A 19,866-nucleotide genomic window follows, 5' to 3' on the forward strand; every position below is an offset into this window, starting at 1 on the left:
TCCTAGTGACCGGCGTTGCGGAGGGGCGCGGCCCGCTCCTCGGCGGGCGCGAACAGGTCGACGAGGTCGTCGAGGGCGACGACGACGGCCGCCGCGACGACGCCCGCCGCGGCGGCGAGCAGGGCGGGAGCCCCGGCGGACAGGGCGTCCGGCCTCGGGAGCGCGACCGCCGCCGCCGTCAGGAGCAGGGCGTTGCGCACGACGTGACGGCGCCGGAAGGGCCGCGCCGTACCGCCGAAGCACAGGCAGGGCGCGCTGATCCCGCGGCGCACGGTGCGCGCCACGGCGAAGGTCAGGACGGCGAGCAGCCCGAGCGCGAGCCACAGCCCGGCCCGCACCGAGGGGCCCCAGGCCAGGAGCACCACGACGGCGCACTCGGCGGCGAGCGTGGCGAGCCCGGCGGCGCGGGCGAGCGCGGGCGGGACGAGCCGCAGCGCGGCGACGCTGTCCAGGAAGGCGGTGAACGCCGCCCGCCCGCGCAGTTTGCCGCCCGCCGACGCCAGGAACACGCATCCGAGCAGCACCCGTCCGGCCGTGCCCGCGTACGCCAGGGGTTCCGCTGCCTCCACGGCCCCTCCCTTCCCGCCGCGGTCCCTCGCCGCTGCGCTGGGCACGGTAGGCGGGCGGCATACAGGATCCGTTCCGGCCGGGGCGGATCCCGCGTGTGCGGCGGCGCCGTAGGTTCCGGCTCGGCCCGGCCGCACCCGGTGGCCGGCGACGGAAGGAGACGGTGATGAGCAAGCTGCAGCGCCTCGCGGACCGGATGGTCGGCACGGTGGCCCCGAAGGTCACGGCCCAGGCCACCTGGTGGACCGACACCAAGTGCGTGTACGTGCCGTTCTGCTCGCGCGGCCAGCTCTACACGAACCAGTGCTGGGACAACTCGTTCTGCCAGGGCTGGAAGAACACCGGCCGCTGCTGCTGACCTCCCGGCAGACACCCGAAGACCGGCGGCGGACCCACAGGGGCCCGCCGCCGGTCTTCGTCCTGCTCGGCCATGGGGCCGCTACAACGCGTCCACGGCGCTGACCTTCCAGCCCTGCGGGGTGCGGACGAGGGTCATGCGGACGCGGTTGAGGTCGAGCCTCGGGGTGGTGACCTGGGTGCTGGTCGTCACCTGGTTCATGAAGAGCAGGACCACGACGCGCTCCGGGGACGCGGAGACGACCGACGCGGCCGGCGTGGCGTCGCCGTTCGGGGGCTTGGCGACGGTGGCCTTGACCACGCCCCGGTACTTCTTCGCCGTGGGCGCCACCACGGTCGTGGTCGTCTTCTCGTACTGGTCGAGGAACGGGCCGGTCAGGTGGCGGCGGGCGGCGGCGAAGTCGCGGTCCAGCCGGCGGTGGTCGTACGACAGGATGACCGGGGCCCCCTCGACGGCGGCGGCCGGGGCTTGCGTGCGCGCCTGCGCCGTGCGTTCGGCGTCGCGGTACCGCAGTCCGAGCAGGACGGTGGCGGCCACGCACAGGGCGACCAGGACGGCGAGCGCGGCGCCGAGCGCACCGGGGCGCCGCCGCAGCCGGGCCCGCTCGCGTCGGCCGGACGGCGTCCCGGCCGGTGCCGTGCGCCGCACCGGCTCCGTGCGACCGGTGTCGTCCGCGTGCGCCGCCGGCTCCGTGCGCCGCGGCTTCCGGGCGGTGTCCTCCGCCGGCTTCCGGGCGGTGTCCTGGTCGGGGCGGCGGGCCCGTTCGGCGCGCTTGGCGGCGGCGCGGACGGCGGCCGCCCGGACGGTCGTGTTGCCCATGGTGGTTCTCCTGTCAGCCGACGAATTCGACGTCGGACGTCAGCCAGCGCCCGTCCTCCAGGACGAGGTCGAGCTGGAGGCGGTAGTTGCGGGACGTGCCCGCGGGAGAGGCGACGTTGGTGACCTTGCTGTCGGCCACCACCAGCACGCGGGCGCTGCGTTCGTCCGCCCGCACGATCCCCGCGTCGAGGATCTGCCCCTCGGAGACCGACTTGTTCTCGGCGACGATCTTCGTCAGCTGCGCGGTCTGCGCCGCGAACTCCTTCTTGAAGTCCCCGGTCGCCCCGCTCAGCACGTTCTTGCTGTCCCGCGCGTAGTGCCGGTGGTCGAGCGACGTGAAGTTGAGCGCCGACTGCCGCGCGGCGGCGAGGATCTCCTGATGCCGACGGTCGTCCTGGTGCCGTTCGTACAGCTGGACGCCCAGCCATCCGGAGGCGGCGGTCAGTACGACGGCGAGCGCGGCGAGCACCGCCACGGCCCGCGGGTGGCGCAGCGGCCCGGCGGCGCGGGCGAGGAGGGCGCGGGTCATGCCAGGGGCCCGACGAGCAGCCATTGCCAGGAGTCCTTTCCGAAGAGGCTCTGGGCTCCGCCCGTCGAGCCGATCTGTACGTTGCCGCCCGCGCCTCCCGCGCGCGGGGCGTTCTGCGCGCCGCGCACGGAGGTCTCGCCGCCGCGCGGGGCCGTGCACCGCGCCTGGGTGTTGGCGGGGCGCGTGGAGGTGTCGGCCGGGTCCCGCCACCGGGTGCCGTACCCCTGCCGGCAGGGCGGCGGGTCGTCCGCGTTGACCACCAGTCCGAAGTGGAAGGTGCCGTCGCCGGGGACCACGGTGTAGCTGCCGGAGACGGTGGTGGGGATGGTGACCAGCATCTGTTCCACGCCGGGCAGCCGGGCCAGGGTGACCTGGCCGCCGCTGATGAGGTTGCCGAGCAGCACCGGCAGGTGCGGCCGGTTGTCCTTCATCAGCGCCTCCACCTGTGCGGCGGCGGAGGTGCCGCTGCTCATGAGCGCGCGGATGTCGCCGTCGCTGGCCTTCACCCGCGCGGTGAGGAGGGCGAGATCGCGGGAGAAGGAGGTGATCGCGGAGCCCTGCTCGGCCTGGGTGCGCAGGACCTTCCGGGAGTCCTCGATCAGCGCGATCGTCTCGGGCAGCGCCCCGGACGCGGACTCGACGAGCGCGTTGCCCGAGTCGACCAGACGGCTCAGATGCGGTCCGGTGCCGGAGAACGCGGCGCCGAGTTCGTCGACGGTGATCCGCAGGTCGTCCTTGCCGACCGAGGCGACCAGCCGGTCCAGGCTCAGGATCATGTCGGTGGTGGGCGTGGGCACCCGCGTGTTCCGGCGGGCGATGGTGCTGCCGTCCCGCAGGGCGGGGCCGCCGGCGGAGCGGGGCTGCAGGTCCACGTACTGCTCGCCGACGGCGGAGCGGTTCGCCACGACGGCGAGGGTGTCGGCGGGGATCGCGGGGGCGTCCTCCAGGCGCAGTTCGACCGAGACGCCGTCGGTGCCGGTCAGCCGCAGCTCGCCGACGCGGCCCACCGGCACGCCGCGATAGGTGACCTCCGCGCCGGAGTAGATGCCTCCGGAGTCGGCGAACTCGGCCCGGACGCTGTACCCGCGGTCGAGGACGCCGTCGACGAGGCCGGTGTACTCGCCGGCGACGTAGGACACCCCGACCGCGGTGACGAGGGCGAAGGCGCAGAGCTGGGTCCTGACGGTACGGGTGATCACGCCACCAGCCCCTTCATCAGCAGTTCGGCGAGCGCGAGGTCGACGCCGGCGGGCAGGCGGCCGTCGGCGCCGCCGTGGGCGACGGGGTCGGCCGTGCCGCACAGCGGCAGGCAGTCCAGGCCGCCGCCGGAACCGTCGTCGTCACCGGGCGCGTCGGGGACGCCGGGGCTCGGGGAGGGCAGGGGCGCTCCGGGGGCCTTCGGGACGGGCACGTCGGGGAGGTCCGGCGCGGGCACGCCCGGGAGGTCCGGCACGCCGGGGGCCGGGGGCAGGGCGGGGGTCGACGGCGCGGGCGTGCGGGGCTTCTCCGCGAGGTTGCCGTAGAGGGTGCGCAGGTCGAGGTCGGCGGTGACCTCGAAGTTGACGTAGTCGCCCTTGATCGCGTCGACCACGTTGCGCGGGAACGGGTAGGTGGTCAGGAGCTCCAGCGCGTCGGGCAGGTCCGCGCCGGCCTTGTTCAGCTGGGCCAGGATCGGCTGCAGGGCGCGCAGGTTGGCGACGACGTCGGCGCGGGAGGCGTTGACGACCTTCGTGCCGGTGGCGCCGAGGGCCGACAGGGACGTGAGCATCGCGGTGAGCTTGGTCCGCTGGTCGGCCAGGACCTTCAGCGCGGGCGGGAGGGTGGTGAGCGCCTGGCCGATGGTCTTCTTCTCCTTGGCGAGGGTCGCGGACAGCCGGTCGATGCCCTCCAGGGCGCGGACGATCTCCTTCTTCTGCCCGTCGAGTCCGCCGAGGAGCGTGTCGAGTTCGGTGAGCAGGGACTTGACGCGGTCCTCGCGGCCGTCGAGGGCCTTGTTCAGTTCGGTGGTGATGGTCTTGAGCTGGGCCACCCCTCCGCCGTTGAGCAGGGCCGACAGCGCCGACAGCACCTCCTCGATCTCCGGGTTGCGGCCGGAGCGCGACAGCGGGATCCGCGCGCCGTCGGTGAGCCGGCCCTGTGGTGCGGTGCCGGTCGGCGCGGACAGCGACACGTACTTCTCGCCGAGCATGCTGGTCTGCCGGAGTTCGGCGATCGCGTTGGCGGGCAGCCGCACCGTGTCGTCGATGCGCAGCCGCACGCGGGCGTGCCAGCCGGCCAGTTCCACCCTCTCCACGGCGCCGACGGTGACGTTGTCGACCTTGACCGTGGACTGCGGGACGAGGTCGAGGACGTCGCGGAACTCGACCGTGACCCGGTAGCTGTGTCCGTCGGCGGCCGCGCCGCCGGGCAGCGGCACGTCGTACAGGCCGTTGAACTCGCAGCCGGTGGTGAACAGCAGGGAGCCGGCGGCGGTCCAGAGGACCGGACGGCGCAGTGCTCTCATGTGCGGGCCTCCAGGATTCCGCCGAGGGTGCGGTCCGTCGTGCCGGCCACGGGGAGCGCGGCTCCGGTGAGCGGGTCGGCCGCGGGCGGCTCGGGCAGGGAGTCGAACAGGGTCCTCAGGTTCCGGCAGTCGCCCTCCCCGGCCTTCTCTCCCGTGGTCTTCAGCAGGGAGCAGAGCAGCGTGGCCGGGTCGTGGAGCTGTTCCGGGTTGCCGCGGACGTCGAGGGTGCCGGACGAGGGGTTGTAGGCGTTCTGGAGGTTGGACAGTCCGGCGGGGGCGACGTCGAGCAGTTCCTGCAGGGCGGCGCGCTGGGTGACCAGGACGCGGGTGACCTTGGACAGGCCCTTGACGTCGGCCGTGAGCGCCTTCTTGTTCGCCTTGACGAACGCGGAGACGTCGGCGAGCGCCGCCGCCAGGTGAGTGATCGCGGCCGCGAGGTCCTTGCGCTCGCCGGCCAGCTGGGCGGCCACCTTGGCCAGGCTGTCGTTGAACGACCGTACGGAGGCGTCGTCCTCGGCCAGCGCGGCGGTGAACGCCTGCAGGTTCCGTACGGTCCCGAAGAGGTTCTGCCGGCCGTCGGACAGGGTGGTGACGGCCTGCGAGAGGTCCTCGACCGTCCGGTTCAGCTGGGCGCCCTGCCCCTGGAGGTTGTCCGCGCTGACGGCGAGCAGCCGGGAGAGCGAGCCGTCCTTGTTGGCGCCGCGGGGGCCGAGGGCGTCGGACGTCGTGCGCAGGCTGTCGAAGACGCGGTCGAGTTCGACCGGGACGGCCGTCCGCTCCAGCGGGATGACGGCGCCGCTGCGCAGCGCGGGGCCGCCGCGGTGGACCGGGAACAGCTGGAGGTAACGGTCGCTGACCACCGAGGAGTTGATGATCGCCGCGTGGGCGCCGGTCGGGACCTTGTACCGGGCCTCGTACTCCAGCTCGACGCGTACCCGGTCGCCCTGCGGAGTGATCGTCCCGACCTGGCCGATGCGCACGCCGAGGACGCGGACGTCGGAACCGGGGTAGATGCCCACCGTGCGGGGGAAGTAGGCGGTCACCCGGACGGTGGGCTCCGGCCGCAGGTGGACGACGGCCAGGCCGGCCGCCACGGCGAGCGCGGTGGCGAGGGCGATGCGGCGGACGGCGCGCTTGTTCATCGCGCCCCTCCCTTCCGGGCCGTCACCGGTGCCGGGACGACCAGGTTCTGGATGTAGCTGTCGAACCAGCGCCCGTTGCCGAGGGTGTTGGTGAAGACCCGGGCGTACGGGGCGAGCAGCCGGACGCTGCGGTCGAGGCTCGCCTGGTTGCGCTCCAGCATCCTCACCACCGTGTTCAGCCGGGTGAGCGCGGGTCCGATCGTCTTCCGGTTGTCCCGGACGAGTCCGGAGAGCTGGACGCTCAGGGCGACGGAGCTGACCAGCAGCCCGTGGATGGCCTGGCGGCGGGCGTGGATCTCCTTGAACAGCTTGTCGCCGTCCTTGACCAGCTTGCCGAACTCGCCCTTGCGGGCCGCGAGCACGCCGGTGACGCCGTTGGCGTGGGCGAGGAGTTCGCGCAGGGCCTCGTCGCGGGAGGCGACGGTCCGGGAGATCTTCGACAGCCCCTGGATGGAGGCCCTGACCTCGGCCGGGGAGTCCTCGAAGGTGGCGGAGAGGGTGTCCAGGGCGGTGGCGAGGCGCTGCTTGTCGATCTGCTCGGCGGTGGTCGTGAGATCGCTGAACGCCGCGACCACGTCGTACGCGGGGACCGTGCGGGCGAGTGGGATCTCGCTGCCGGGCTTCAGCCGGCCGGCGCCCTTCGGTTCCAGCGCGAGGTACTTCGCGCCGAGGATCGTCTTGATCCGGATCGACGCGCCGGTCCGGCTGCCGAGTTCGGGATCGCCGGTGACCCGGAAGGTCACCTTGACGTGGTCGCCGGCCAGCTCGACGTCGTCGACCTTGCCGGTCTTGACCCCGGCGATCCGCACCTCGTCGCCGGGGCGCAGCCCGCCGGCCTCGGAGAAGGCGGCGCTGTAGGTGTCGCCGCCGCCGATCAGCGGCAGGCTCTCGACGTTGAACGCGGCGGCGACCAGCAGGGCGATCGTGGTGAGGCCCACGGCGCCGACGGTCACGGGGTTGCGGTCGCGGAAGGGGATCACCGGCCGCACCTCGCCCGGGCGACGTGGAGTTCGGGGGTGAGGACCTCGTTCGTCTTCGGCAGCACGATCCGGCCGTCGAAGTCGCAGAGGTAGAAGTTGAACCAGGAGCCGTACGAGGCGGTGCCGGTGAGCTTGTCCAGCTTGCCCGGCAGCCGCTGGAGGACGCCCTCCACGGTCTTCTCGTGGTCGTTCAACGTGCCGGTGAGCTCGGCAAGTTCGGCGATGTCGGTCTTCAGCGGCGGGCGGGCGTCCTTGAGGAGCCCCGAGGTGGCCTCGGTGAGGCCGTTGATCCCCGCGATCGACGCGCCGATGGGCTTGCGGTCGGCGGAGAGCCCGGAGATCAGCCGCTGCAGCTGGGCGATCAGGTCGGAGAAGCGGGTGCTGCGCCGGTCGACGGTGGTGAGCACGGTGTTGAGGTTGGTGATGACCGATCCGATCAGCTTGTCGCGTTCGGCGAGGGTGGTGGTCAGCGAGGCGGTGTGGGCGAGCAGGCTGCGCACGGTGCCGCCCTCGCCCTGCAGGGTGCGGACGATCTCGGTGGCGAGCTTGTTGACGTCCTCGGGGCTCAGCGCGGCGAACAGCGGCTTGAACCCGTTGAGCAGGGCGTTCAGGTCCAGCGCCGGTTCGGTGCGGGAGAGGGGGATCTGCCCGCCGGGGTCGAGCCGCCGGCCCTCCCCCGCGCCCTCGGTCAGCGCGATGTACCGCTGGCCGACCAGGCTGCGGTAGCGGACGACGGCGCGGGTGGTGGTGAGCAGCGGCCGCTCGCGGGAGGCGCTGAACGTCACCTCGGCCAGGCTCCGGTCCTTGATCCGGATGTCCTCCACCTCGCCGACGCGGACGCCCGCCACCCGGATGTCGTCGCCCTCCTCCAGGCTGGTGACGTCGCTGAACACGGCGGTGTAGGTGTCCTGGGGGGTGAAGGACAGGTTCACGATGGTGGCCGCGAGCACGGAGGTCGCCGCCACCGTCACGACCGTGAAGAGGCCGAGCTTGACCAGCTGCGCGGTGGTCGCGCGGGCGCTCGTACGGCGCTTGGCGCTCATGCGACGCTCACCTCCGTCCCGCGGGCGAGAGGCCCGAAGAGCAGGGTCGTGACGGCCGGCACCTCGTCGGCGGGCACACCCATGACGGGGGCCACGAGCGCGGCGACGGCGTGCTGTTCGGCCGGCGTGCCGGAGACGGGACCGGCCGGGCCCCGGCTCCTCGTCCCGTCGTCGAGCTTGATCGGCGGTGCGGGCACCTGGGGGTGCGGGAGCCCTCGGCAGTCGGGGCCGGAGCGGTCGGCATAGCGCGGTTCCTCGCCGGGTCGGTAGGGGGGCCGGGCGCGGACGACTTCGAGCGTGATCCGCATCTTTCCGCCCCTGAACGCTTCCTCGGACGCCGCTTCCTGCCGGACGAGACCGTCCAGGACGCACGGGTACTCGGGCGCGTAGCGGGCGAACAGGGCCAGCGTGGGGCGGGAGACCCGGCCGAGGGTGATGAGCCGGTCGGCGTTCGCGTCGAGCACGCCCTTGGTGGTGTGCGCGGCGCTCGCGGTCCCGGTGAGCAGCGCGGACAGCTGCCGCTGCTTCTCGACGACCGTCCGGCTGGTGGTGAGCGTGTTGTCCAGGATCCGTACGAGTTCGGGCGCGGCGTCGCCGTACACCTCGGCCACGTCGGCGAACCGGGAGATGTCCTCCTTCAGGGACGGCAGGTGGGGGTTGAGCCGGCGCAGGTAGCCCTCCAGGCGGGTGAGGTTGTCGCCGACGGCCGCCCCGCGCCCTTCGAGGGCGGTGGCGAACGCGGACAGGGTGGCGTTGACCTTCCCGGGCTGGACGGTGCGCAGCAGCGGGAGCAGGTCGTTCATCAGCTGCTGGAGCTCGATGCCGACCTTGGTGCGGTCCTGCGTGATGACGTCGCCGGCGCGGATGGGGCGCGCGGAGGACCGCGGCGGGGCGACCAGGTCGACGTACTTCTCGCCGAACAGGGTCTTGGGCAGCAGCCGGGCGTGGACGTCCGACGGGATGAGCGGGACGTGCTCCGGCTTGAGGGCGATGCCGAGCGTGGCCTTCTCGCCGTCGGCCCGCACCTCGCGCACCTCGCCGACCAGCAGTCCGCGCAGCTTGACGTCGGCCCGCGGCTCCAGCTGGTTGCCGAGGGTGTCGGCCTCCAGGGTGATCCGGACGACGGAGGTGAACGCCTGCCGGTAGACGGCGACGGACAGCGACAGCAGCAGGGCGACGACGGTGACGAAGACGAGCCCGTACAGCCTGAGTCTCATGGTGCGCACCGGCCCTACCCCGCTATCCGTACGGTCGTGTTCGCGCCCCAGATCGCCAGGCTGAGGAAGAAGTCGAGGACGTTGACGGCGACGATGGACGTCCGCACGCCGCGCCCGACGGCGACGCCGACGCCGGCCGGGCCGCCGCTCGCGTGGTAGCCGTAGTAGCAGTGCACCAGGATGATCACGAGGGCGAAGACGATCACCTTGCCGAAGGACCAGAGCACGTCGACCGGCGGCAGGTACTGCTGGAAGTAGTGGTCGTACGTGCCGGTCGACTGTCCGTAGTAGCCGGTGGTGATGGTCCGGGCGGCGAAGTACGAGGACAGCAGACCGATCACGTACAGCGGGATCACCGCCACGAACCCGGCGATCATCCGCGTGGTGACCAGGAACGGCAGCGAGGGGACGCCCATCACCTCCAGCGCGTCGGTCTCCTCGCTGATCCGCATCGCCCCGAGCTGGGCGGTGAACCCGGCGCCGACGGTCGCGGACAGCGCGAGCCCGGCCACCAGCGGGGCGATCTCCCGGGTGTTGAAGTACGCGGAGAGGAAGGCCACGAAGTTGGAGGTGCCCAGCTGGTTGAGCGCGGCGTACCCCTGGAGGCCGACCTCGGTGCCGGTGAAGAAGGAGAGGAAGGCGATGACGCCGACCGTGCCGCCGATCACCGCCAGGGCTCCGCGGCCGAAGCTCACCTCGGCGAGCAGGCGCAGCACTTCCTTCTTGTAGCGGCGCAGGGTGCGACCGGTCCAGGCCAGGGAGCGGCCGTAGAAGACCAGTTGCGTGCCCAGTTCCTCCAGGACGTCCCCGGTTCTCCGGAGCAGCGCGGCCGCCGGATTGCGCGAAGTCATGGTCACCCCCTCTGCGGAACGATCTGGAAGTAGACGGCGGTCAGCACGAAGTTCGTCACGAACAGCAACATGAAGGTGATGACCACGGACTGGTTCACGGCGTCGCCGACGCCCTTGGGCCCGCCCTTGGCGGTCAGGCCCTTGTACGAGGCGACGATCGCGGCGATGGCGCCGAAGACCAGCGCCTTCAGTTCGGCGGCCCACAGGTCGGACAGCTGGGCGAGGGTGGTGAAGGAGGCCAGATAGGCGCCGGGGGTGCCGTTCTGCATCACCACGTTGAAGAAGTAGCCGCCGGCCACGCCGACCACCGAGACCAGGCCGTTGAGCAGCACCGCCACGAGCATCGTGGCGAGCACCCGGGGCACGACGAGCCGGTGGATGGGGTCGATGCCGAGGACCTGCATGGCGTCGATCTCCTCCCGGATCCTGCGGGCCCCGAGGTCCGCGCAGATCGCGGTGCCGCCGGCCCCGGCGATGAGCAGGGCCGTGACGATGGGCGACGCCTCGCGCAGGACCGCGAGCACGGAGGCGGCGCCGGAGAACGACTGGGCGCCCAACTGCCGGGTCAGGCTGCCGATCTGCAGCGCGATGACCGCGCCGAACGGGATGGAGACGAGGGCCGTGGGCAGGATCGTGACGCTCGCGACGAACCAGGCCTGCTGGATGAACTCCCGGACTTGAAAGGGGCGTCGGGGCACGGCCCGCAGGACGTCCAGGGCCATGGCGAACAGGCTGCCGGTGTGGCGCAGCGCGCCAGTCGGGGAGAGGTTCACGCGTCCGCCCCTTCCCGTGCCCGCTGTTCGCGGTCGGCGATGGCCTGCCAGCGGGGCGGGCGGGTGATGCCGGGGCTGGGCAGCAGGCGAGGGGGCAGCGGGGCCGGGGTGTCGTCGCGGTCGCCGAGGCCGGCGAGTTCCTGCTCGACCTGGGCGGCGTCCTTCTCCTCCGCCATCCCGATCGGCCCCTGCATGCGGCCGTTCAGGAACTGCCGTACGACCGGCTCGTCGCTGGTCAGCAGCTGCTCGCGGGGGCCGAACATCACCAGCTCGCGCCGGAACAGCAGCCCGATGTTGTCCGGGACCTGGCGGGCGGAGGCGATGTCGTGCGTGACGATGAGGAACGTCGCGTCGATCTGCGCGTTCAGATCGACGATCAGCTGGTTGAGGTAGGCGACGCGCACCGGGTCGAGGCCCGAGTCCGGTTCGTCGAACAGGATGATCTCCGGGTCGAGCACCAGCGCCCGTGCCAGGCCCGCCCGTTTGCGCATGCCGCCCGAGATCTCGCCGGGCAGCTTCTCCTCGGCGCCGATCAGACCGACCATGTCCATCTTCTCCAGGACGATGCGCCGGATCTCGCTCTCCGGCTTGCGGGTGTGCTCGCGCAGCGGGAAGGCGATGTTGTCGTACAGGTCCATCGATCCGAACAGGGCGCCGTCCTGGAACAGCACGCCGAACAGCTTGCGGACCTCGTACAGGTCGTGCTCGCGCAGGGCGGTGATGTCCTGGCCGGCGATCCGTATCGATCCGCGTTCCGGTCTGAGCAGGCCGACGAGGGTCTTCAGGAAGACCGACTTGCCCGTGCCCGAGGGCCCGAGCATGACGGACACCTCGCCGGCGGGCAGCGTCAGCGACACGTCCTGCCAGATGACCTGGCGGCCGAAGGACTTGGTCAGCCCTTCCACGCAGATCTCGACACCCATCCGGTTCACCCTTCGGCGGAGCAGCTCCTACGTCTGCTCTACGGGGAGGGGCGGCGGGTCCGTCGCGGGAATCCGGAGAATTTTCAGCGGGCGTCGGGAAGCGGTACGGACGGCGCCGTCCCGGGCACGCCGCCGGTGCCGGGCGGGGCCGGTACGGGGGCGGTCGGTACGGGCGCCGTCGCCTCGGGCAGCGGCGGCACCTGGGCGGTCACGGCCGGCAGGGCGCCGTCCACGTCGGGCAGGCCCACCCCGGACGGGACGGGGCCGGTGACCGGCACGGAGGGCACGGGGACGGGGACGGGCGGCAGGGGTACGGGCGCGTCCACGGGCAGGAGGCCGCGGGACGGCGCGGGAGCGTGCGGCGCGGCGGAGGGCGACGGCGGGGCGGCCGGCGGTTCCGCGCGTACGGAGGGGGTCGCGGCCGGCACGTCGTACCCGGCCGCGCCGACCTCGGCCGCGCCCGGGCCCGTCACTGCGGGAGGGCCGGGGCGCTCGCGGTCCGCGTCGTACGCGAACGGGACGGCCACCAGGCCCACCACCGCGAGCGTCGCAGCCGACGCCGCGGCCAGGGCGTGGGCGGGCGCGCCGGCCTGGCCCGCCTGGTCCCGGCCACGGCCGATCAGCCACAGGCCGAGCGCGAGGGTGCCGGCCAGCGAGTTGCGCAGGGTGCGCCGGGCCCTGGCGAGCAGGGACTCGACGGCCTGGTAGCTCAGTCCCATCTCCCGGGCGATCTCGTCGACGTCCCGGTCCTCCGACTTCAGCCGCAGGGCCTCCGCCTGGCGGGCGGGCAGCTCCCGGCTGCGGTAGGCCACCCAGCGGGCCTCCGCCCGGTCGCACACCGCCTCCTCGACGGGCACGGGCCCCGGGGCGGTCAGCTTCGGGGCGCTGCCGAGCTCGGCCTCGCGGCGCACCTGGCGGTGCCGGTCGACGCACAGGCGCATGGTGACGGTCGTCAGCCAGGCGCCGAGGCGCGAGTCGTCCAGGTGGGTGTGCTGGGCGGCGCGCAGCATCGCCTCGTGGACGGCGTCCTCGGCGTCCTGCTCGCTCAGGGACCTGCGGCGCGCCACCTTGAGCAGTTGCTCGCGCTGGCTCCACATGCGGTGCCAGCGCAGGTGGGCGGGGTCGTCGTACGTGTCCGTCGCCATGCGCCCGGACGCTACCGGCGGGTACCGGGGTTGGGGAGGGGGCGGCGGGCGAGTGAGTCCTAACCGTTGCCGGGAAGCGGCGCGGTGCCCGGGATCAGGGGCGCGTCCGAGAGTTCCACGCCGGGTTCCGGGGCCGTGACCAGGGACGGCAGGGGCTGGGGTCGCGGGGAGGTGGTCGGCCGGGGCGAGGGCGCCGGGCTCGGCTCGGCGCTGCGCGACGGCCGCGGCGAGGGCGCCGGCTGCGCCGGCTGCGCGGGCTGCTCGGCGGCACGGGAGGCGGGCTCGGGCGGGGCGGCGGGCCGCCGCGCCGCCTCGGCGGAGGAGTGCGTACCACCCGGGTCGGGCACCACGCGGTGGCCGTCCCGGAAGTAGGCGTACCAGGCGAGAACGACGCTCAGGTACGCGTGCGACCGGTTGTAGGACAGGATCGCGCGGTGCAGGTCCCCGGGCCGCGCGAGGTCGCGGCCGCCCGCGCACAGGTAGCGTCCCGCGGCGAGCGCCGCGTCGTGGACGTTGTGCGGGTCGGCCCTGCCGTCGCCGTTGCCGTCGGAACCCCAGCGGGCCCAGGTGGACGGGATGAACTGCATCGGGCCGACGGCGTGGTCGTAGGCCGCGTCGCCGTCATGGGCGCCGCCGTCGGTGTCCCTGATCAGGGCGAAGCCCCGGCCGTTCAGCTGCGGGCCGATGATCGGCGCGTACGTCGTTCCGTCCGCGTCCACCCTGCCGCCGCGCGCCTGGCCCGACTCGACCTGGCCGATCGCCGCGAGCAGCTGCCAGCGCAGGCGGCAGTGCGGCGTGCTCCGCGCGAGCGCCTCCTCGGCCCGCCGGTACGCCGCGAACACCGTCGCGGGCAGCGCCGCGCGGTCGGCCACGACGACGGCCCGGACCGCCGACCCCGGCACCTGCCCTCGCACCGCCAGCGGCGGCAGCTCACTCAGATACACCGAGTCCCCCGGCCCCACCGGAGGCCCCGCGACCTCCGTCCCACCCCCGGCCACCCGCCCCGGCGCCTGCGACCCGGTCACCGCCGCCATGACGACGACGGCGACCACCGTCACCCTCACCCGCCCCCAAGCCCGTCCCACCATTCCCGCGACTCCCTCCCCCTCGCCTGCTCCGTCGCCTTCTCTACGGACCAGCCGCCCCGATCCGTCGCACGAACCGGGGGGAAGTTCTTGGGCGGGTGCCGCGTCAGGCTGAAACGGGCGTGATGGTGACAGCGGCCGTCACGCCGTCGACGTGGACGGTGGCCGGTTCGTGGGCGGAGAAGAGGGCCGCGTCGAACCGGTCGAGGGTGACGTCGGTTCCGGCGAGAGTCGCCGTGCCGGACAGGGCGATCACGAGGGTCTGGGCCGCGCCCTGGGGAGCGACCGCGAACTTCTCGCGCGTCACGCGGACGTCCGCCGTCGCCGCGTCGCGGCGGGTCATCACGTTGAAGTCGACGAGGGGGCCGCCGAGCAGCCGGCAATCCGTGACGGCGTCGCCGGAGAACACGAAGGGCTCGTACGGGGTGTCGACGGTGTGGGGGACCCCGTCGACGATCAGTTCCATGCCCGGGCCGTCCACGACCGTGATGATCCGGTCGACGCCGGGGAACGACGAGAACGGGCCCCCGGCGGCGACGTCCGCGAGGCTCACCCGCCAGGCGAAGTCCTCCAGGCCGGCGTCGGCGGGTCCGGCGGCGACCTCCCGCGTCACACCGCCACCGTTGCGCCAGGGCGTCGCCCGTCGCTCGCTCGCCCTGAACAGGCGTCCTGCGGTCATGTCGTCAGCTCCTTCGCCGTCGCGTGCCGGCGACCACCGTACGACCGCGCCACCCGCCCCTGTCGGGCGGGGCTCACGACTCTTCGGACACGGCCTCGTCGGAGGCCGGGGCCGCCCTTCTTCTGCGGTACAGCACCGCACCGCACACCGCGAGGACGAGGACGGCCACCGCGGCCACCCCGAGTTCCGTGCGCTCGGCGAACAGCCTCGACAGCACCTCGAGCGCGCCGAGCCCCGCGGTCGCGTAGACCAGCGCCCAGGCCGCGCCGCCCACGAACAGGGCGGGGAGGTAACGGGTCAGGGGCATCCTCATGCTGCCGGCGAGGAAGTTCGCGGCGGTCTGGAACCCGATGGTCAGGAAGGAGAGGGCCACCACCGGCGCGCCCCACCGCTGGATCGCCCGTTCCACGCGCCGGAACTTGGCCGAGGAGATCCGCCCGGCGAATCTGCTGCGTCTGGCGCCGGCACCGGCGAGCCACCCGACGCCGAAGGTCCCCCCGGCGCGGAGCAGCACGATGGCGTACAGACCGGCGGCCGTGAGCGCGACCTTGGTCACGACGCCTCGTCCCGGGCGCCGGGGCGGGGCCCGCGTCGCCGCGCACTACGGGGACAAGCCCGGTCTCCGTCTCTCACCTGTGCCCGCCTCTGCCCGTTCCGTCTCCTGCGTATCACCGCGGTGGCACCAGAACGGCACCGAGCCGGTCCCCCGGCGCAGCCAGCCTAACCGAACGCCCATACACCCCCGCAGGCCGTACCGCGGCGGCGCCCCTCGTCCCGATCCGGTGGCTCACGTCTCACGTCGTGCCGTCACCAGGCCCGTCTCGTAGGCGGCGATGACCGCCTGAGCCCGGTCGCGGACCCGCAGCTTGGCGAAGAGGGCGGTGATGTGGTTCTTCACGGTGGAGGCACTCACACCGAGCCGGTCGGCTATCTCCGCGTTGTCCGCGCCGCCGGCGATCAACCGCCACACCTCCCGCTCCCGTGGCGTGAGTTCCTCGGTGCCGGAGGGCACACGGGGTGCCGTCCGGCGGTCCGGGGCCGTGACGTGCCGGGAGATGAGACGGGTCAGGAGTCTCGGGGCGAGGATCGCCTCGCCGTCGCGGACCACGTGCAGGGCGGCGACGAGGTCCTCGGGCGAGATGTCCTTGGGCAGGAAGCCGCACGCTCCCGCCCTCAGGGCGCCCACGACGTGGTCGTCCATGTCGAAGGTGCTCAGGGCCAGGACCCGGCAGTCCGGCAGTTCCGCGGTGAGCCGCTCGGTGGCCGCGATGCCGTCCAGGACCGGCATGCGGATGTCCATGACGACCACGTCGGGCCGGTGCTCGTGGGCGAGGCGGACCGCCTCGGCGCCGTCCCCCGCCTCGGCCACGACCTGGAAACCGGGTTCGGGGGCGAGCATCAGGGCGAGGCCGCGGCGGACGAGCGGCTGGTCGTCGGCGATGAGGACCTTCACGGTCGGGCTCACGCGTACGTCTCCTGGCGGTCGCTGGGCAGGGGCAGACGGGCCCGGACGGCGAACCCCCCGGCCTCCGGCCCGGCCCGCAGGGTGCCGCCGTGGAGGGCGACGCGTTCACGCATCCCCATGAGTCCGTGGCCCGACCCGCGCGCGAGGGGACGGCCGGGACGCGGACCGTCGTCGGTGACGGCGACCCCCACCTCGTGGTCGGCGAAGGTGATCCGCACGTCGACGTGCGCACCGTCGCCCGCGTGCCGGCGGGCGTTGGTGAGGGCCTCCTGGACGATGCGGAAGACGGTGAGCGCGACACCGGGCGGAACCGAGCGCGGGTCGCCGTCCGTGGTGAGGGTGGTGGGCAGGCCCGCGCGGCGACTGTCCCCGACGATGCGGTCGAGGTCGCCGATGCCGGGCTGCGGTGCGGTCGTCTCGCCCTCGTCGGTGTCGTCGCCGGCCCGGAGCACGTCGAGGAGGTGGCGCATCTCGCGCAGCGCGGTGCGACCGGAGCCCTCCAGGGTGACCAGCGCCTCGCGGGCCGCCTGAGGGGACCGGTCGAGGTTGGCCCGGGCGCCTCCGGCGAGCAGCTGCATCGTGGTCAGGTGGTGGGCGACGATGTCGTGCAGTTCCCGGGCGATGCGGCGGCGTTCGTCGGAGACGGCCCGCTCGGCGAGCAGCCGCCGCTGGGCCTCGGCGTTGCGCTGCCAGCGGCCGACCACGACGGCGGCGCCGGCCACGAACAGCGCCGACACGACGTTGGGGACGAACTCGATCAGGGAGGGTGCGGGCGCTCCCGGGCGGACGAACTGGAGCACCGCGACGCAGCCGGCGACGGCCGCCGCCCCGACCGCTGCGCTGTGGTGACGTACGGCGGTGTAGAGGGCCACGACGGTGGCCGCCCCGTAGTGCTGGCCCACGGAGCTGAACCAGTTGAGCGACACGTTCGCCACGAGGACGCACAGGGGCGCGCGGCGGCGCGCCAGCAGGAACAGCGAGGCGACGACCACGACCAGGCACCCGGCCACCGGCACGTGACCCTGGTCCGTCTGGCTGGTGAAGGTGAAGCCCACGAGGTCGACGGCCGCGGCGCCGGCGGCGACGAGTCCGTCGTGCCGACTCCACGGCCCCGGTCCTCCGCGCGCCCCGCTGGGGCGCGTTTCGTCCGCGCGCCGTCCCATCCCCGCCTCCCCTGCGCATCCACGCTTTCCCCGGGGCCGCCGCGGCAGCCCGATGACCTGCGGCTCGTCCCCCGAGTGTCCCATGGTGCCGGTGCGCCGGAGCCGTGGCGTCGGGACCAGGAGGGAGCCGTGGCTGGGAGCAGGCTCCCAGCGGCCGGACGGTACGGGCCCCTGCTCCCAGTGGGTTTCTCGTCCCCGGCTCCGAGGTGCGGGCGGCGCGCCGCTGATGTGCTGGAACACGTGCCGGAACGACCCGGCACGGGGCGCCGCACCGCATGTCCAGGTCTCGCGGCCCCCTTCGCTCGTACCTTCCCGGAGGACTCCCGTGATCCGTGCCCTGACCGGTTACTCGACCCGCAGACCATGGCGGGTCATCGTCGTGTGGGCGGTGCTCGGCATCTTCATGACGCTCGTGGGCCAGGCTCTCGTCTTCCGCGTGACGCACACCGACAGCGCCGGTTTCCTGCCTCCGGAGTACGACACGGCCGCCGCGCTGCGGGTCGCCCGGGAGGAGTTCGGCGCGGAGCCCGACGCCGACACGGTGACGGTGCTGGTGGCGCGGCGCGACGGCAGGCCGCTGGCGGACTCGGACAGGAAGCGCGTGGAGGCCGTGGCGCGCGAACTGAGCGCCACACGGGTGGAGATGCCGTGGACTGACGAACAGGTACGGGGGATCTCCGAGGACTATTCCCAGGTCCCCCGCGTGGCACTGGTGACGACCGCCCCCGACAAGTCGTTCGCGCTGCTCGGCGCGCGGCTGCGGGGCAACTCCACCGACCCCGGCATGCACTCCGTGTACCGGGTCTTCCACGACCGGGCCGAGCAGGAGTTCGGCGAGGCCGGGCTGCGCACGGGCTTCACCGGGGGCCTGGCGGACGTGGTGGACCGCGCCAACGCGGAGGAGACCACGCAGACGGTGGTCGGCCTCCTGATGGTCGGACTGATCGTGCTGATCAACGTGCTGGTGTTCCGCAGCGTCCTGGCCGCCTTCATCCCCTTGTTCGCGGTGTCCGTGGTGGGCGGTGCCGCCGCCGGCACGGTCGTGGGAGCGGCGCTGCTGAGCGGTCTCGAACTGGACCCCGGCACACCGAGCATGATCGGCACCGTGCTGATCGGCATCGGGGTGGACTACTTCCTCTTCCTGCTGTTCCGCTTCCGCGAGGAGCTGCGACGGCGCCCGGAGGAACACCACCGCCTGGTGGCCGCGGACGTGGCCGGACGGGTGGGCACCGCGGTGACCTCGGCGGCGCTGACGATCGTGGCGGCCTTCGCGACGCTGGGCGTGGCCACATTCGGGCAGTTCCGGGTGCTCGGCCCCTCGGTGGCGGTGTCGGTGCTGGTGATGCTGGTGGCGAGCCTGACCCTGATGCCGGCGCTGCTGGCGGTGACCGGCCGGAAGATGTTCTGGCCCTCGCGGAGCTTCTCGAAGGCCGAGCGGTTCGGTCCGGCCGCCCGTACGGGCGAGCTGGTGGCGCGCCGTCCGCTGCTGGTGCTCGTGGCGTCGGTCGCCCTCCTCGGCGCGCTCGCGGTCGGCATGGCGGGCGTCCGCATGGACTTCGGCACCGGCGGCACCCCGCGCGACACGGCGGCCGCCGCAACAGCACGGGAGATCGCCGGCGCCCTGCCGGCGGGCGTCTCCGACCCGACGACGGTGTACGTCACCGCCGACGACGGCCGGCCTCTGGACCCCGCCGGGCTGGACGTCCTGCGCCGGGCTCTGTCCGAGGTGGCCGGAGTGGGCGAGGTGGCCGCACCGGTGCTGAACGCCGACCGCGACGCCGCCCGGCTGGACGCCTACCTGACCGTGGACTCCCAGTCCCCGCGCGCCCGGGACCTCGTGGCGGGACCGGTGCGCCAGGCCGTACGGGAGGCGACTCCGCCCGGCACCACGGCACATGTGGGCGGCACCGCGGCCGTGTTCGCCGACGTGGCGACCGCGGTCGACCGGGACCTTCGGACGGTGTTCCTGGTGGCCGCCGCGCTGATCGCGCTGATCCTGGTGGTGCTGCTGCGCAGCCTGGCGGCCCCGGTGGTGCTGATGCTCTCGGTCGGGCTGTGCTTCGCGGCGACGTTCGGCGCCTCCGCCCTGGTCTTCCAGCACCTCGGCGGTGAGCCGGGGGTCAACTTCGTCCTGCCGTTGGTGCTGTTCCTGTTCGTCGTGGCCCTCGGCACCGACTACAACATCCTCGTCAGTGACCGCCTGCGTGAGGAGATGGCCCGCGGAGGCCCGGCGCGTGCCGCCGTGGCCCTCGCGGTACGGCACACGGCGCCGGCCGTCGCCACGGCCGGTGTGGTCCTCGCGGCCTCGTTCGGCAGCCTCGCGGTCAACGCGGACGCCTCCACCCGCCAGCTGGGATTCGCCACGGCCCTGGGCATCCTGCTGTCCTCCTTCGTCCTGTCGCTCCTGCTCGTCCCGGCGGCCGCGGCATTGCTGGGCCGGGGGATGTGGTGGCCGGTGCGCGCGGCGCGGAGCCGGGAGGACGAGGCCCGGCCCGCAGGCGCGCGGGAAGCGGGGCTCCCCACTCCGTACGACGGGTGAAACGGGTGCGACCGGGTCGCCGGATGCAGCGCCTCGGCTTTCCGGTCTCTGCCTCGCCGGAGCGCACTGCGACGCGTACTCGTCG

At 73.5% G+C, this 19,866-nt stretch carries 20 protein-coding genes; 2 read left to right on the forward strand and 18 right to left on the reverse strand.

Annotated features, from left to right (window positions below; translation table 11 throughout):
* Window positions 1–2: 2 nt before the first annotated feature.
* Entirely contained in the window at window positions 3–569 is a 567-nt protein-coding gene (locus ACNJ93_RS02885) for a MauE/DoxX family redox-associated membrane protein (RefSeq protein WP_418955716.1), read from the reverse strand.
* A 164-nt stretch (window positions 570–733) separates the two neighbouring features.
* Between ACNJ93_RS02885 and ACNJ93_RS02890 the strand changes: the two genes are divergently transcribed.
* Window positions 734–925, forward strand: a complete 192-nt coding sequence (locus ACNJ93_RS02890) for a hypothetical protein (protein ID WP_418955717.1) — start codon at window positions 734–736, stop codon at window positions 923–925.
* 81 nt (window positions 926–1,006) lie between these two features.
* On the opposite strand, the gene ACNJ93_RS02895 is transcribed toward ACNJ93_RS02890, so the two are convergent.
* The 17 genes from ACNJ93_RS02895 to ACNJ93_RS02975 form a co-directional block, all read right to left on the reverse strand.
* Window positions 1,007–1,744, reverse strand: a complete 738-nt coding sequence (locus tag ACNJ93_RS02895; protein WP_418955718.1) for a hypothetical protein — start codon at window positions 1,742–1,744, stop codon at window positions 1,007–1,009.
* A 13-nt stretch (window positions 1,745–1,757) separates the two neighbouring features.
* Window positions 1,758–2,297, reverse strand: a complete 540-nt coding sequence (locus ACNJ93_RS02900; protein ID WP_418955719.1) for a hypothetical protein — start codon at window positions 2,295–2,297, stop codon at window positions 1,758–1,760.
* Window positions 2,270–3,472: an MCE family protein gene (locus tag ACNJ93_RS02905; protein WP_418955720.1), complete on the reverse strand. Its 1,203-nt coding sequence runs from the start codon at window positions 3,470–3,472 to the stop codon at window positions 2,270–2,272. The genes ACNJ93_RS02900 and ACNJ93_RS02905 overlap by 28 nt, the downstream gene beginning before the upstream one ends.
* Window positions 3,469–4,776: an MCE family protein gene (locus tag ACNJ93_RS02910; protein ID WP_418955721.1), complete on the reverse strand. Its 1,308-nt coding sequence runs from the start codon at window positions 4,774–4,776 to the stop codon at window positions 3,469–3,471. The genes ACNJ93_RS02905 and ACNJ93_RS02910 overlap by 4 nt, the downstream gene beginning before the upstream one ends.
* On the reverse strand, window positions 4,773–5,918 hold the full coding sequence (locus ACNJ93_RS02915; protein ID WP_418955722.1) for an MCE family protein: 1,146 nt from the start codon (window positions 5,916–5,918) through the stop codon (window positions 4,773–4,775). The genes ACNJ93_RS02910 and ACNJ93_RS02915 overlap by 4 nt, the downstream gene beginning before the upstream one ends.
* Complete coding sequence (locus ACNJ93_RS02920) at window positions 5,915–6,898, reverse strand: MCE family protein (protein WP_418955723.1); 984 nt, start codon at window positions 6,896–6,898, stop codon at window positions 5,915–5,917. The genes ACNJ93_RS02915 and ACNJ93_RS02920 overlap by 4 nt, the downstream gene beginning before the upstream one ends.
* Window positions 6,895–7,941 (reverse strand): MCE family protein, encoded by a 1,047-nt coding sequence (locus ACNJ93_RS02925; RefSeq protein ID WP_418955724.1) that lies wholly within the window; start codon window positions 7,939–7,941, stop codon window positions 6,895–6,897. Before ACNJ93_RS02925 ends, ACNJ93_RS02920 begins: the two co-directional genes overlap by 4 nt.
* Window positions 7,938–9,158, reverse strand: a complete 1,221-nt coding sequence (locus ACNJ93_RS02930) for an MCE family protein (RefSeq protein WP_418955725.1) — start codon at window positions 9,156–9,158, stop codon at window positions 7,938–7,940. Before ACNJ93_RS02930 ends, ACNJ93_RS02925 begins: the two co-directional genes overlap by 4 nt.
* A 14-nt stretch (window positions 9,159–9,172) precedes the next feature.
* Window positions 9,173–10,009: an MlaE family ABC transporter permease gene (locus ACNJ93_RS02935; protein WP_418955726.1), complete on the reverse strand. Its 837-nt coding sequence runs from the start codon at window positions 10,007–10,009 to the stop codon at window positions 9,173–9,175.
* 2 nt (window positions 10,010–10,011) lie between these two features.
* A complete protein-coding gene (locus ACNJ93_RS02940; RefSeq protein ID WP_418955727.1) occupies window positions 10,012–10,782 on the reverse strand; it encodes an MlaE family ABC transporter permease in 771 nt (256 codons plus the stop codon).
* Window positions 10,779–11,705, reverse strand: a complete 927-nt coding sequence (locus tag ACNJ93_RS02945; protein WP_418955728.1) for an ABC transporter ATP-binding protein — start codon at window positions 11,703–11,705, stop codon at window positions 10,779–10,781. Before ACNJ93_RS02945 ends, ACNJ93_RS02940 begins: the two co-directional genes overlap by 4 nt.
* Before the next feature lie 83 nt (window positions 11,706–11,788).
* Window positions 11,789–12,850, reverse strand: coding sequence for an RNA polymerase sigma factor (locus tag ACNJ93_RS02950; RefSeq protein ID WP_418955729.1), 1,062 nt, complete (start codon window positions 12,848–12,850; stop codon window positions 11,789–11,791).
* 59 nt (window positions 12,851–12,909) lie between these two features.
* On the reverse strand, window positions 12,910–13,938 hold the full coding sequence (locus tag ACNJ93_RS02955) for a lytic transglycosylase domain-containing protein (RefSeq protein WP_418955730.1): 1,029 nt from the start codon (window positions 13,936–13,938) through the stop codon (window positions 12,910–12,912).
* Window positions 13,939–14,041: 103 nt separating this feature from the next.
* A complete protein-coding gene (locus tag ACNJ93_RS02960) occupies window positions 14,042–14,614 on the reverse strand; it encodes a HutD family protein (protein ID WP_418955731.1) in 573 nt (190 codons plus the stop codon).
* 73 nt (window positions 14,615–14,687) lie between these two features.
* On the reverse strand, window positions 14,688–15,170 hold the full coding sequence (locus ACNJ93_RS02965; protein ID WP_418955732.1) for a DedA family protein: 483 nt from the start codon (window positions 15,168–15,170) through the stop codon (window positions 14,688–14,690).
* A gap of 231 nt (window positions 15,171–15,401) precedes the next feature.
* On the reverse strand, window positions 15,402–16,079 hold the full coding sequence (locus ACNJ93_RS02970; RefSeq protein WP_418955733.1) for a response regulator: 678 nt from the start codon (window positions 16,077–16,079) through the stop codon (window positions 15,402–15,404).
* Complete coding sequence (locus ACNJ93_RS02975) at window positions 16,076–17,242, reverse strand: sensor histidine kinase (protein ID WP_418955734.1); 1,167 nt, start codon at window positions 17,240–17,242, stop codon at window positions 16,076–16,078. The genes ACNJ93_RS02970 and ACNJ93_RS02975 overlap by 4 nt, the downstream gene beginning before the upstream one ends.
* Window positions 17,243–17,567: 325 nt before the next feature.
* Between ACNJ93_RS02975 and ACNJ93_RS02980 the strand changes: the two genes are divergently transcribed.
* The gene (locus ACNJ93_RS02980) at window positions 17,568–19,781 is read left to right on the forward strand and encodes an MMPL family transporter (RefSeq protein WP_418955735.1); all 2,214 of its coding nucleotides are present in this window, start codon (window positions 17,568–17,570) and stop codon (window positions 19,779–19,781) included.
* Window positions 19,782–19,866 lie beyond the last annotated feature (85 nt).

The sequence above is a fragment of the Streptomyces tritici genome, assembly GCF_048500665.1.
Lineage (GTDB): Bacteria > Actinomycetota > Actinomycetes > Streptomycetales > Streptomycetaceae > Streptomyces > Streptomyces tritici.